Origin of the sequence: Paludibacter sp. 221, assembly GCF_010501035.1 — a bacterium.
GTDB lineage: Bacteria > Bacteroidota > Bacteroidia > Bacteroidales > Paludibacteraceae > QVMH01.
This window is the reverse complement of the sequence record NZ_QVMH01000007.1, coordinates 1-14,288: the sequence shown is the minus strand read 5'-3', so window position 1 is coordinate 14,288 and position 14,288 is coordinate 1. Positions and strand designations below refer to the sequence as shown.

At 36.8% G+C, this 14,288-nt stretch carries 13 protein-coding genes and 1 tRNA gene; 6 read left to right on the top strand and 8 right to left on the bottom strand.

The window, feature by feature from the left end:
* Positions 1-67: 67 nt before the first annotated feature.
* Positions 68-250 carry a hypothetical protein gene (locus tag D0T49_RS02885; RefSeq protein WP_163629082.1) on the bottom strand — a complete coding sequence of 61 codons (183 nt, stop codon included), beginning with the start codon at positions 248-250 and terminating at the stop codon, positions 68-70.
* A gap of 128 nt (positions 251-378) precedes the next feature.
* Here D0T49_RS02885 and D0T49_RS02880 point away from each other — a divergent pair, with 128 nt between their 5' ends.
* On the top strand, positions 379-2,229 hold the full coding sequence (locus tag D0T49_RS02880; protein WP_163629081.1) for a hypothetical protein: 1,851 nt from the start codon (positions 379-381) through the stop codon (positions 2,227-2,229).
* 26 nt (positions 2,230-2,255) lie between these two features.
* On the opposite strand, the gene D0T49_RS02875 is transcribed toward D0T49_RS02880, so the two are convergent.
* The gene (locus D0T49_RS02875; protein WP_163629080.1) at positions 2,256-3,668 is read right to left on the bottom strand and encodes a hypothetical protein; all 1,413 of its coding nucleotides are present in this window, start codon (positions 3,666-3,668) and stop codon (positions 2,256-2,258) included.
* A gap of 141 nt (positions 3,669-3,809) precedes the next feature.
* Between D0T49_RS02875 and D0T49_RS02870 the strand changes: the two genes are divergently transcribed.
* Positions 3,810-4,982, top strand: coding sequence for a sigma-70 family RNA polymerase sigma factor (locus D0T49_RS02870; RefSeq protein ID WP_163629079.1), 1,173 nt, complete (start codon positions 3,810-3,812; stop codon positions 4,980-4,982).
* Entirely contained in the window at positions 4,975-5,379 is a 405-nt protein-coding gene (locus tag D0T49_RS02865; protein ID WP_163629078.1) for an anti-sigma factor, read from the top strand. Before D0T49_RS02870 ends, D0T49_RS02865 begins: the two co-directional genes overlap by 8 nt.
* Before the next feature lie 77 nt (positions 5,380-5,456).
* On the opposite strand, the gene D0T49_RS02860 is transcribed toward D0T49_RS02865, so the two are convergent.
* From D0T49_RS02860 to D0T49_RS02845, 4 genes are all read right to left on the bottom strand, one after another.
* Complete coding sequence (locus D0T49_RS02860) at positions 5,457-6,248, bottom strand: hypothetical protein (RefSeq protein ID WP_163629077.1); 792 nt, start codon at positions 6,246-6,248, stop codon at positions 5,457-5,459.
* 17 nt (positions 6,249-6,265) lie between these two features.
* Positions 6,266-6,721 carry an aspartate carbamoyltransferase regulatory subunit gene (pyrI, locus tag D0T49_RS02855; RefSeq protein ID WP_163629076.1) on the bottom strand — a complete coding sequence of 152 codons (456 nt, stop codon included), beginning with the start codon at positions 6,719-6,721 and terminating at the stop codon, positions 6,266-6,268.
* Positions 6,722-6,735: 14 nt separating this feature from the next.
* Positions 6,736-7,638, bottom strand: coding sequence for an aspartate carbamoyltransferase (gene pyrB / locus D0T49_RS02850; protein WP_163629075.1), 903 nt, complete (start codon positions 7,636-7,638; stop codon positions 6,736-6,738).
* 237 nt (positions 7,639-7,875) lie between these two features.
* Complete coding sequence (locus D0T49_RS02845; RefSeq protein ID WP_163629074.1) at positions 7,876-8,478, bottom strand: YigZ family protein; 603 nt, start codon at positions 8,476-8,478, stop codon at positions 7,876-7,878.
* 141 nt (positions 8,479-8,619) lie between these two features.
* On the opposite strand from D0T49_RS02845, the gene D0T49_RS02840 reads away from it, so the two are divergent.
* Positions 8,620-8,692, top strand: a tRNA-Thr gene (locus D0T49_RS02840).
* 8 nt (positions 8,693-8,700) lie between these two features.
* Here D0T49_RS02840 and D0T49_RS02835 read toward each other — a convergent pair.
* Positions 8,701-8,886, bottom strand: a complete 186-nt coding sequence (locus tag D0T49_RS02835) for a FeoB-associated Cys-rich membrane protein (protein WP_163629073.1) — start codon at positions 8,884-8,886, stop codon at positions 8,701-8,703.
* 83 nt (positions 8,887-8,969) lie between these two features.
* Positions 8,970-11,486 carry a ferrous iron transport protein B gene (gene feoB, locus D0T49_RS02830; protein WP_163629072.1) on the bottom strand — a complete coding sequence of 839 codons (2,517 nt, stop codon included), beginning with the start codon at positions 11,484-11,486 and terminating at the stop codon, positions 8,970-8,972.
* Positions 11,487-11,732: 246 nt separating this feature from the next.
* On the opposite strand from feoB, the gene D0T49_RS02825 reads away from it, so the two are divergent.
* Together D0T49_RS02825 and D0T49_RS02820 are read left to right on the top strand one after the other, a co-directional pair.
* Entirely contained in the window at positions 11,733-12,935 is a 1,203-nt protein-coding gene (locus tag D0T49_RS02825; RefSeq protein WP_163629071.1) for a saccharopine dehydrogenase family protein, read from the top strand.
* 152 nt (positions 12,936-13,087) lie between these two features.
* The gene (locus D0T49_RS02820; protein WP_239056993.1) at positions 13,088-14,119 is read left to right on the top strand and encodes a GNAT family N-acetyltransferase; all 1,032 of its coding nucleotides are present in this window, start codon (positions 13,088-13,090) and stop codon (positions 14,117-14,119) included.
* The last annotated feature ends 169 nt before the right edge of the window (positions 14,120-14,288 follow it).

The following is a 14,288-nucleotide window of genomic DNA, read 5'->3' as shown; positions in this document are numbered from 1 at the left end:
CAGCTGTGTAATTTCTCAAATTTACTCCATTCCTAAATCCGGAATTTATTTTCTCCGGGGCAGAATCTTATACAATCCTTTTTGGAGGAATGGTTTTAGGAGGTATGTTCATAATTTGAGTCAAAACAGCTGTAGAAGTTTCGCTTGTACTTTGAGCTGCTTTTTGTTCATCACTTTCGCTATTAGCGATTACCACTGTAGCCACACCCATTGTTAGTGTCAGAGCTACTAATAAAAAGATTTTTTTCATAAAAAAATTATTATTTAAATTTGTTCATGTGTAATTGGTATCATTCGACTACTTTTGTGACAAGATTTTATAAAAAAATTATTTTAACAATAGAGTTGTTTTTGTTATAAGTTGAAATAGAGATAGTTATGATGAAAAAATATTTATTATTTTTTTGTATTATATTTTTGGGAAGTGCTGTTTTTGCCAATGTATCAAATAAGGGAGAGTATAAGTGGCTTGCTGATATCGTACAGTCTGATGATTATGATTTGTCCGAAAAATTCGATATGATAAATGCCGACAAATCTCTGTCGTTTGAAGCAAGGATTGAATTGTATGATTACTTGTACCCTTACATGATAAAATCGAATAATGTGGATTTAAGGCTGGCTTACTACAGTCAACAGGCAATCAACCACATTTATATTTTTAAGCTGGATAAAGTGAAGTTTTATTTGGATAAAGCCTCCGAATTGTCGAAACAAATCAACAACCCTAAAGTATTGGCTATTTATTATCATGCAACCGGAGATTATCACAATCATTATAATGATGAAGTACAAGCACATCTTAACTATTATAAATGTTTGGAGTATTATGAAAAAACAGAAACGCCTGTAACCGAATTGATACCTGTTTTTTATAATTTATCTTTTACTTATATCCAAAAAGAAGATACCTTCAGCCTGAAAAAGATAATTGACAAGATAGAAGAGCCTATTAAAAAATCGGGAGATTGGGATGATTTAGAGACTTTATATATCATAAAGGCGTATTATTACGGATGCTTAAGCAAGAACAATAAAGATGATAAAAACTACTTGGACTCTGTGATACTTTACAACCGGAAAGCAATTGAGATATATGAAAAAACGCCTGACAATCCTTTTGGAAACGAAATAATAGCATATATATATAATTATCTGGCAACTAATTTGCTTGAAAAAGAAGAAATCGATACTGCTTATATCAGCAATTTAATATCCAAATCAGGTCAACTGGCTCATCCATTAGATACTACCATGCTGGTGAATAATTTATGGGCAAGCGGGCAAATGCATTATCAGAGCAAGGAGTATAGACAGGCAAAGTCCAATTTTATAAATCAGATGCATTTGATGAACAAATGGAATGCGTCTGATAATTTGATGATGTACACCAACTTGTATAATATATTGTCAGAAATAAGTTACCAAGAAAAAGAATACCTGCAAGCATGGGAGTATGAGCGAATGAAGTCAGAATATCTTAAACAAGTATCTGATAAAGAGAAGTATGAGATAATACAAGACTTGCAAACAAAATATGAAGTGGAAAAAAAAGAACAGGAGATTAATTTTTTGACACAAAAGGACAAGACTAACAAGCTGATTATTAGTCTTATTTGTGTTTTGGGAGTATTCTTTTTAATCGCTATGGTTTTCATTATCCGTTATCTCAGAAGAAACAAACAATATGTTGAAGCTGAACTTCGTTACACTTTGCTCGATAAAGAATTGAAAGAAGGAGAACTTGAAATAGAGCGTTTGGAGAAGTGTGAGGCTAAATTAGCAGTGCTTTGGAAAAGCGAGGAACTATTGAAAAAAGATGAAGAACTAAAAAACCTGAAAACAGAAAGGGAACAATACATACAGACACAGAAGAAAAAACTGGAAAAATCCAGTCCTGATAAATGGAAAGTGATTTTGTGGGACTTGCAAAACAAGATATCGAAAACGCATTATATACCAAAAGAAAGAAGAAATGAGTATCTCCACCGGCTGGATAAGATGGATTATTCGTTTCTTAGCAATTTATATCAATACTATCAGGGGAAACTGTCCACTACTAACATCTATTATTGTGTATGTTTTGCGCTGGGCATGAAAATAGAATATATTTCGACCTGCCTATCTGTTGAGACCGGCTCAATCCATACTGCCCGAAAACGCCTGAAATCGAGTTTTGGGCTAACTCCGGATGATGATTTAGATCTATTTTTGAAGGGGTTTATATAGCCCCCAATACATGCTTTTATATGAGATTATAATGTTATCACGTTTTTTACTTCTCCGGCCGACATTGGTTCGCCTACTTTAGCACCTATATAGGTCGGGTCGCAAATGGTATAAACTTTGTTTTTTGACACCACAGAAGTCCCTCCGACTTTTTCCTTGAAGCAAACTCCTGCGGCAACGTGGTCGTCATATACGATTAGTGCAACGTCCAAACCTGTAATTAAGTGCATTATTTGTGCAAATAACACAGCTCTGTCTTCGCAATCGGTATAATGGTGACTAATGCTTTGTTCGGCAAAAAAACACCTATCATGGCCATATAAATCATCATCCCTCTTATATGAAAAATCTTTATGAAACCAATTGAGCAATAAGCCGGCAAACTGAGTATCATTCAATTTTAAGGGAGCGAATGTGGTTTCAAAAGCCTGTTTTAAGTCATTACTTATCCCCGCACGGAGGTATACAGCCAGATGGGTTTGCGGGTAAGTATCGTAAAAATCAACTAAACTTTTATTCCATTTTAAATCAAGTTTTAATGGCGGATTATGTGAGGTAAAAGGTATTTGTTTTTGCTTAACGCTCCCTTTCATCGAAGGAATTGCTTTTACCCATAAATTAACCCCCTGTTTAGCCAAAGCATGATTTCCCTTGTACGAAAATATCTTTCCCGAAAAAGCGTGCAGGCTTGAGATATTAAAAGAAGAAGCGTCTTCCATTACATAATACGTACGCTTGTCGATTTCGACACCTATAAAAAAAGAAACCGGTACTTGAAACGAAAGTAAAATAACCAAGTGGCTATTATTGTCGAGTGGCTTACCTATCCTCCCCAACTTGGCGTCAATGCCTATTTGATTCAGAAGGAAAACCGTAAACATCAGTTGCTCGTTGTGTTTCGAAGGAAATAATTCGCGTGATAACTCCTGAAATAGCATCACCATCCCCCAATCATTTATTCCAGTCGTATTTTGCCACTCCTGAGCTGTTTGCAGTATTGTGACATAATCTGTAGCAGAGAGCTTTTCCCATGTTTCGCCAATGTTCCTTTCTGCTATATATTTCATATTGAGGTTGGTTTTTCCGTCTATTTTAAAAATCAGCTTATCTCCAAAGAGCGACGTTGAAACCGGACGATACTGAACACTACCCGACTCCCTTACTGTAGAATATGTGACAGGAATACGTTCAGATACAGGAAAAGCATCAATATCTATGAAATTTAAGTTTTCCGTATCTTCCGATACAGGAAAAGCCTCCCATGTATTGCGCAGGTACTCGGCAAACTCCCGGTTCTTTTCATCTATATACTGTTGCTGCTCTGTATCAATTTTCCGTTTAAAAGCGTCAAATTCAGCGTTTATTTTATCAAGAGGATTGTTTTGAGCAACAATATTTATACTGAAAAACAAAAGCAAAATGTAAATATTAGACTTCATAATTGAATGTTCAATGAAAAACAAAATTAAATTTTTATAATCAAAAACAAAAAAGTTTATTTTTGCAGAAACATTAAACACACGTTGCAGATAATTTATTGAAAACCTTTTCTCAATGTATTTGCAAAAAACAGACGACAGATGCTCCTAAAAAAGAAGGAAAAAGAAATAATAGCTCAAATCAGGGAAATAATCATAAAAGAGGATGACCGTTATCACCTGAGCGAATATCAATTTATCCATTCGCGCGAGGATATAATAACAGAGATTTGCAACAAAGAAATAGTCTCCGTTTGGGAACAAGAGGATGATTTTTCCCGTTTGAAAACCAATGTATTAAACCATTTTTACTCCCACTATGTAACAGTTGAGAACCAGTTTTCCATTACCAATAATATTCCATACAACGAGCAATGGTTTCCTGTCATATATAAAGACAGGTTAGGTGCAATTCATAAATATCATGCAAAGCACGAGATAGATACGATTGACAATGAAATGGAAGTTAGGCAGGGAAGAACAATTGCTTTCAAAAGATCTAAAGCATTATTGCAGGATATTGTAACCTATTGTAAGATAAAGGCTATTAAAATACCCGAAAACATCGAAGAAAAGATATTGGAAGAATACCCCATCAATGCTGAAAAACTGACTGACAGGTTAGAGAAAGAAGACAAAGATTTGTGGGACGAAATAGCTGATTATTTAAAGCTCATAGCTCCCAAAGTACCAAAAAACGGCAGATTTTATTTCCCTCACAAGGAAAATATAAACATAAGAACAGGAAAGTATGTGGGAAATGCTTACGAAAGTGTAAAAAGGCTTGTTACCAACGGCAATGCACAGGAAAAAAAGACGGGTTTGGAGTACCGTAAGTTTCTTTATTGGACAAGCGTGAATGCTGTAAGCAACGCTTTGAAAAAAGAAAATGTTATCAAGGAGCATCATCATTATACAGATTCGATAGATGATGTATTCCCTCCGGTTAAAAATCACCTACAGATAGAAGACTACGTCTTATTGTATGAGGTAGATGTGAAAAACTCAAGGGAAGTAACCAAAGCATTACTTGATTTGCTATGGAACAAAAAGCCTGTTAATATCTATCATGAATTAGTAAAAGGGCATGAAGACAGGGTGCAAACCTTTCTTATGTTCTTTGACGAAGACATGTCCTATAAAGAAATAGCCGAACACTATAATAATACATTGACAGAAGAAAAACTGCGACAAGATGTTTCGCGTTTAAAAAAGGACTTAATTAAACGCTTGAAACATATTTTAAAACACTTAAACCGGAATTACAATGGATAAATGTAAATATACGAAGCACGATATAGCTGATTATCATCAGAATAGAATGACCCGCAAAGAAGAAACAGAAATGCAGGCTCATTTAACGGAATGTAGTAAATGCCAAAAAGAATTAAAAGCTATCAGAAAGTTAGACGATTTCCTGAAGCAAAAAGACGAAAATAAGAAAGGTTTTCCTATCAGCCCGTATTGGCTTATTGCCGCTCCGGTAGCTGCTGCGGTTGGTTTATTGTTAGCATTATTCCCTTTCGAACGTGGAGAGGATTTTCGCGTGATACCTCCTGATAAAACTAACTATGGCAATATTGATACTTTGAAAACAGATACAACTCACATCAAAAATGATACAATAAAAATGGACACCATCATTTTTGACGATAGTTCGGAAATAGAATAGAATAAATTTGAGATGGATATATGTTTAACGACGGCTAATTGAAAAATACACCTCATCAATAAATTCCCCATTTTTAATCAGAAACCTCTATTTTTCAACTCCCGAACTATTTTTAAATACTCTTGAGGAATATCAACTCCTGATATTTTTGTTCTTTTAATATCAACAATCTCAGAATGGGATATTCCTCCCCTATTTTTTCCCTCAATCAGCTTAAAATCTTCTCCCCACTTGGAAGATTTTAAACTCACAATTCCATCATTTTCTCCAACTTTCTTCTTTAAAAAATCATATGTTATAAAATGGGAAAAATCATCAAATTTACTTTTCATCAAAGAGTGATAACTACAATAATAAACTCCTAAATCATCGGGATTATTCTGATTAAATTCAAGCATCCTCTTCGTTGTCAAATCTTCCAGTATTTTGTATGGATCCGGTTTTTTATCTCTATACAGTTTTGCTAAAGAATATGTTATCTTTTTTGCTAATTTTGTATGTATATACTTTTTATCAGATATAAAATCAACTATTTCTGAACCTAAATGTGGACTCGAAATAGTTGTAAGACTTGCTATCTTTGGGGCATAGCCTAAAGTACTTATTAAAAAACGTGAATCAATACCACCTTTAGAGTGGGCTATCAAATTTACTTTTGCTGCATTACAAATCTCTAAAACGTTATTAACCGAATCTCTTAACGCCAAAGCATTACTCTCAATCCCAGCCCAAGAATCTGTATTACCTAAAAAAATCTTAACACCAGCATGTCTTAATACTTCCGGAATTCGTCCCCAAAACAGTTTATTATCTTTCGCACCTATTCCATGTACTAAGATTACAGGATATTTTAATTCTTTTTCTAACAACAATTCTTTCCGATTTTCTATTTTATTTTTACTTCTTCTTGTTTCACTTCACGCTCACAATACCGGCATTTTAAGCGCACCTCATTATCTTCTTTCATTACAAAAAAGCGGGTTGCTACAGGCTGATGATTGGTTATACAATTAGGATTTGCACACTGTATAATATCACGTATTTCTTCGGGCAAAGTCAAAGGGCGTTTTTCTACTACTTCGTAATCTTTAATGATATTTATCTTAGCATTCGGAGCCAATAAGGCTATTTTGTTAACCTCCGATTCCTCGAAAAAACGGTCCGTTATTTTTATGATTCCTTTGGATATCAAACGTTTACTTTCCAAATTATTTCCTACTGTAACCTGATTTTTACATTTTTCAAGTTCGAGAATCAAAACAACTTTAAATAATTTATCAGCAGGGATATGGTCAATAACCGTCCCATCCTTCAATGCTGCTACTTTTAATTCCTTTTCCATATATATCTTCTCTTTTATGCTAAAACCTTACTAATTATTGCCTGGCGCACATATAAACCATTCTTTGCCTGCTTAAAGTAATATGCTTTTTCATTTGCATCCACATCGGGGTCAATCTCGGTAACGCGCGGGAGCGGATGCAGAATTTTTAAATTTGGCTTGCTGTTTTCCAACATAGCATTATTTAGTGTGTACACATTTTTCACACGTTCATATTCCATAAGGTCTGAGAAGCGTTCGCGTTGCACACGGGTCATATATAAAATATCAGCATCGTTGAAATTGTCAGTGAGTTCTGTGGATTCCGTATAGGAAATATTATGCTTACGGCAAAATGTTTTGTACTCGTCCGGCATCTTAAGCTCTTCTGGAGCTATAAACTTAAATGTAGGATTGAAGTGCGACATTGCCTGAATGAGCGAATGTACCGTACGTCCGTATTTCAAATCGCCAACCAGGCATATATTCAGATTTTCAAGGGTTCCTTGTGTTTTCAAAATCGAATATAAGTCGAGTAAAGTTTGCGAAGGATGCTGGTTTGCACCATCGCCTGCATTAATAACCGGAACCGGAGATACTTCGGAAGCATAACGTGCAGCTCCTTCCATATGATGGCGCATCACAATCACATCGGCATACGAACTCACCATCTGAATGGTATCGTGAAGGGTTTCTCCTTTCGACGAACTGCTGGTTGCAGCATCCGAAAAGCCAATAGTCTTCGCTCCAAGACGAACTGCTGCTGTCTCGAAACTCAAACGGGTACGGGTAGATGGTTCAAAAAACAAAGTTGCAACCACTCTCCCATCCAATGTTTTTCTATTCGGATTTGCCTCAAAATCGGCAGCTGAAGTCAAAATGGAGAGGATATCTTCTTTGCTGTAATCCGTAATTGAAACTAAACTTTTATTTATCATATATAATCTATTTTTTTGATTCAGATATTAGTTATAAAAAAAACCAACATAAATCCCTAAAAGACTTACATTGGTTTTATATTTTCTCGTTTTAAAAACCGTTTCAAATAACAGCTTCGTTGAAAACTGTTTAAGTAAAGAATATGTTGCAAATATTTTATATTCATATCTCTACAAAGATATAAAAGATTTTTCTAAACATTAATCAATGCAATGTATATTTTTCAACATAATTTTTCAGGCGTCATCGCTTATCCTGACCCCCTCTACTTTTTCCAGTTTCCCTCTCAACGTTTCTGCATCTTGTTTTCTGATACTTAAGCTCATCACACAATCATTATCATAAGCCTGACCTATAATCTGAGCATTTGTATCTTTTACCACACGCATTACCTCGTTCATCAATGGGTAGTCGAAATGAACTTCAAAGAAAACATCTACCGTTTTTTCAATTATCTCGGCTTGATTCAGGGCATCAATTGTAGCTTCTTTATAAGCGGTTATCAGTCCGCTTGTACCCAGTAGCGTTCCACCAAAATAACGAACTACAATTACCAGTACATCTGTCAGCTCTTTAGAATTTATCTGACCCAAAATGGGCTTACCTGCCGTTCCCGAAGGCTCTCCGTCATCATTTGCACGCCATTCTTTACGTTCGGCCCCCAGCATATATGCATAGCAAACATGACGGGCATCGTAATACTGTTTCCGATATTCCTTTACTATTTCCTTAATCTCATCTACATTGTGCACAGGCATGGCAAACGAAAGAAACTTACTTCCCTTTTCCTTATAAATTCCTTGTGTCTGTACTACTATTGTTTTATAAATATCATTCATTCGAAAAACACGTCGATACTATTTTTTCTGACAAAATTCAGACTCTTGGTAAAATTCAATTCCTAATGGGAAAAATATAAACTAAATGCTTTGATAAATTAATAACAAACTATATTTTTGCACCTGATTTCAAAAAAACAAGCCTCTTTAGCTCAGTTGGTAGAGCAACTCATTCGTAATGAGTAGGTCGTGGGTTCGAGTCCCATGAGAGGCTCTCGCTGATTATTTAACTACCCCATCCTCTCCTTCGCATTTGTCAGGATTCAAATTGCGCAAAGCACAATCAACATCACACCCGGCACATCGGCTGTTTCCTGCATTTTTTTGTGTAAACAGTTTGTAAATACGCCATCCGGTAAGCCCGAAAACCGCAATTCCTATTATAATAACTATTATTTGTTGTATCATGTTTTAGCTAAGTCAGTTTTCAAAATAACAAAAATAATAAGCACTATGTTTATACGAGCCGAAACCTTTTTAAAAAGCAACAATTACTCTCCAAATATCTGATACACAGCAAAAGCTACCAACCATGCGAGGATAAGTGTATACGCAGCTGCAAAAAGTGCCCATTTCCAACTGCCTGTCTCATGCTTGATAGCCGTAATGGTAGCTATACAGGGGAAATAAATCAACACAAACAGCATAAGGCAGATAGCAACCACAGGGGTAAAAACCAACGAACCATCCGAGTTTGTATCTGTTTTCAAACGCTCCGAAAGCGATGAAAAATCCTCTTCGGGATTGCCTGTATAAAGAACGCCTAAGGTACTTACTACAATCTCCTTAGCTGCTACACCTGAGAGCAGGGCAACGCTTATTTTCCAATCGAAACCAAGCGGACGCATAGCAGGCTCGATAAAATGGCCGATTTTTCCGATATATGAATTTTCCTGTTGCTGCATCTGTTCGGCATAAGTAAGTTCTTCCGGATTACCTTCGGGACGTGGATAATAACCCAAAAACCATATTATGATAGATGCAAAAAGTATCACAGTACCCATTTTCATCAAATACTGTTTACCCTTTTGCCATGTATGTATTGATATAGAACGCACGGTAGGCATACGGTAAGGGGGAAGCTCCATCACGAACGGAGTTTCGTCTTTGGGAAACAAAAAACGTTTAAATAGCCTTGCAAAAATCACTGCCAATATAATACCCGTGAGGTATATGCCAAACAAGACCAATCCTGCATGATTCGGGAAAAATGCACCTGACAGAAGCAAATATACAGGGAGCCGCGCACTACACGACATGAATGGGTTTATAAGAATGGTTATCATACGGCTGTTTCGATTCTCAATAGTGCGGGTAGCCATTATAGCAGGTACATTACAACCAAAGCCCATAATGAGCGGAATGAACGATTTACCATGCAACCCCATTTTGTGCATAATTTTATCCATAATGAAAGCCGCACGTGACATATACCCCGTATCTTCCATCAATGAAATAAAGAAATACAGGATAAGAATGTTAGGCAAAAATACAATAACACCTCCTACTCCTCCTATTACTCCATTTACCAGCAAATCGCGCAAAGGGCCGGGGTTCATCAGGTCATGTACTTTATCGCCAAGCCAGCCTACTCCCGCTTCAATCCAACCCATCGGGTACTGCCCAAGCCAAAAAGTAGCCTGAAACATAATAAACATAAACAGCAAAAAAATAGGATATCCGAGATACTTATTTGTAACGATGGAGTCGATAGCCGATGTTCGCTCGTATTTATTCTCTTTTACGCTCTCTGTGTATGTTTCTTTCAATGCTCCGGCTATAAAACCATATTTTGCATCGGTAATATAAGATTCTACATCTTCGCCCAACTCCACTTCCAACTGTTTTATTTCATCGTCACGAAATCTGATAATTTCATCTGCATTCGATGCTTTGCTTACAAACCCTTCGATATCCTTATCCTTTTCAAGCAGCTTGATAGCCCAAAAACGTGCCGGAAAAACAGCGCACAACACAGGGTCAACCGTCAAGTGTTTCTTAAAATTATAAATACTCCTTTCAATACTTTCGCCATAATTTATGTGGATATGACGAACCGTTTCATGTATTTTATGGCTGCCGTCCAAATCCGAATCCTGAATTCCATCTCCATGTTGGTGGGCTATTTCTATTTCATGGTGGTAATCATCCAGCAGATTATCGTCCTGAGCCGCAGGTATCAATATTCCTTCCTCGTTCAGCACATCGCTTCCTTCGTACAACTTGATAACTGTAGTAAACAATTCATCCATTCCCATTTTTTTACGTGCTACTGTCGGCACAAATGGTATTCCCAGTAATTTCCCCAGATTTTTATAATCCAGAATATCTCCGCTTTTTTCCAGTTCATCGTACATATTCAACGCCACCACCGTGCGAACGTTCATATCAATAAGCTGAGTAGTCAGGTAAAGATTTCGTTCTATATTCGACGCTGCCACCACATTTATTATCACGTCGGGCATTTTTTCCGTAATATAGTCCTGCACATAGCGTTCTTCAGGCGAATATGCCGATATAGAATAAGTACCGGGCAAGTCGACCAGCGTTATCTTGTATCCTTTAAATTCAAAATTTCCTTCCTTGGAATCGACCGTTACGCCACTATAATTCCCAACATGCTCATGCCCGCCCGAAGCATAATTGAACAAAGTGGTTTTCCCACTGTTAGGATTCCCTACCAACGCCACTGTTATACGCTTCCGCTTGCTTAACGCTGCTTTACGTACCTCTTCATCTTCAATTATTGTTTCGGGGGCTTTACGGAAATAGTTCGATGCTTCCTCTTCGCTCACAACCTCTATCAAATTGGCCTCGCTACGACGGAGAGATACTTCATATCCCATTATTTTGTATTTGATAGGGTCGTTAAGGGGGGCATTTAAGACCGATTCTACCACCTTGCCTTTTACAAACCCCATCTCCACTATACGCTTACGGAATCCTCCGTGCCCAAGCACTTTCACGATTGAGGCTTTTTCGCCTGTTTTTAATTCAGATAATTTCACTGCAAATATCAAATATATATTAAACGAAGTGCAAATATAGTTATTTAGATTGATTCTAAAGAATAAAATAATATTTTATTGAATTATTACCGCCCTGCTGAAATTAACTTCAAAATACGGCAAAACATAAAAATTATGCGAAGAATAAACATTTTACTGGTAAAAACAATTATATTTGTACGGTCTAATTCGTAGCCCGAAAAGCGTATTAAATAATCTGATTGAAGTTAATATAAACACTTATAAATGGGAAAAGTATTGATTATTGGTGCCGGAGGTGTAGGCACTGTTGTAGCGCACAAAATAGCTCAAAACAGAGATGTTTTCACCGAAGTTATGCTGGCAAGCCGTACAAAAAGCAAATGCGATGTAATAGCTTCCGATCTGAAAAAACGTTATGACTTTACTCTGCAAACGGCTCAGGTAGATGCTGACAGCGTACCGGAGTTGGTAAAACTATTCAAAAGTTTCAATCCCGAACTGGTTATAAATGTAGCATTACCATACCAAGACCTCACTATAATGGACGCATGCCTTGAGTGTGGTGTAAACTATCTTGACACAGCAAACTACGAACCTAAAGACGAGGCCAAATTTGAATATAAATGGCAATGGGCTTATCAGGATAAATTTAAAAAAGCGGGGCTTACTGCTATTTTAGGTTGTGGATTCGACCCCGGCGTAACCAGTATTTTCACTGCATATGCTGCTAAACATCATTTTGATGAGATTCAATATCTTGATATTGTAGACTGTAATGCCGGCGACCATGGTAAAGCATTTGCTACAAACTTCAACCCCGAAATCAATATACGCGAGGTAACTCAAAAAGGGAAGTATTGGGAAAATGGCAAATGGGTTGAAACTGAACCGCATGAGATACATAAACCACTGAATTATCCGGAAATAGGCGCGAAGGAATCGTATGTAATTTATCACGAAGAGTTGGAATCGTTAGTGAAAAATTATCCATCTCTGAAACGGGCACGCTTCTGGATGACTTTCGGACAGGAATACTTAACACACCTGCGTGTTATCCAAAACATAGGAATGGCACGGATTGATGAAGTGGAATATAACGGGCAAAAAATCGTTCCGATCCAATTCCTCAAAGCCGTATTGCCCAATCCGGGCGACTTAGGCGAAAATTATACAGGTTGGACTTCTATCGGATGCCGCATACGTGGGCTAAAGGATGGTAAGGAACGCACTTACTATATCTACAATAACTGCAGCCACGAAAAAGCATTCGAAGAAACCGGCACACAAGGAGTAAGCTATACTACAGGCGTTCCGGCAATGATTGGCGCAATGATGTTCCTCAAAGGAGAATGGAGAAAACCCGGAGTTTTCAATGTAGAAGAGTTTAATCCGGATCCATTCATGCAGCAGTTAAACATACAAGGCTTGCCTTGGAACGAATTGTTTGATATAAACTTGGAAGTATAATTCCCAAAAACAGACTAAAAAAGAAAACGGAAATTCTCACGATTACAGGATTTCCGGTTCTTTTTTAAACCATTATTAAACATTTCAGTCAAATAATAAATCATCCACTAAAAAATACTATTTTTGTAGTAATATATATTTTCAATATAACAATGATGAAAGCTATAATCGACCCGATAGATCGAAAAATATTGAAAAAAGAACTGACGCAGGAAAAATTTCTTCGTCCTACCAATAAAGCACATAATGAAATTTATGTTGTAACAGCTCATAACTCGCCCAACGTAATGCGTGAGATAGGACGCTTGCGCGAACTGTCCTTTCGCTCGTGGGGAGGCGGCACAGGCGAAGAGATTGATGTGGATGATTATGATTATCTGGAAAAAGCATATTATCAACTAATTGTTTGGGACCCACAGGGAGAGGAAATCATCGGAGGATATCGTTTTTTGCCCGGACATGATGTTACTTTCGACGAGGATGGTCAGCCCATGCTGGCAATGGGGCACTTGTTTACCTTTAGTGATAAATTTATTAAAGAGTATCTCCCCTATTCTGTTGAACTGGGACGGGCTTTTATCCAACCCGATTACCAAACCTCGAAGATGGGAATGAAAAGTCTTTTTTCGTTAGACAACTTATGGGATGGGCTTGGAGCTTTGATTCATGACGTAAAAAAAGCAAAGTATTTTATTGGTAAAATAAATATATACGAACATTACTCTGCAAATGCAAGAGAACTGATATATGAATACTTAGAACGTTTTTTCCCCGACAACGATAACTTAATCACGGCTAAATCGGGAATAACCATCAGCGAGCACATAAAAAATGTTGCGGGCGAAATATTTGATAAACAGGAAAATGCCCGTGGAAATTACAAAATTCTGCAAAAAGCCATACGCAGCGAAGGAGAGACTATACCTCCGATGTTCAACGCATACATAGGGCTTACCGACACAATGCGTACTTTTGGCACTACTACCGACCCCGATTTCGGACATACTTTTGAAACAGGTATTATGATTACAATGGCCGATTTACTCGAAGCTAAACGCAAACGATATATTGAGCCTTATGTCGAATATCTTTCGATGTTGCTCGAAGAAAGAAAAATAGCAAAACAAAATAAACAGTTAGCCAAAGGAAAAAAGAAAAAACGCTTCACTATAAAAATCCGGTAAAGCACATTTTTCACTCGTTAAATATTTGTCTCAAAAAACTAAAGCCTTTACATTTGCATCCACATTCTTTGAGTAAAAAGTGAAGAATGATTTAGTTAGCTACAAGCTATAAGTCTTGTCCTTTATCATTTGTCCTTTTTGTTCTTTTATCTTTTTTAATACAATATGA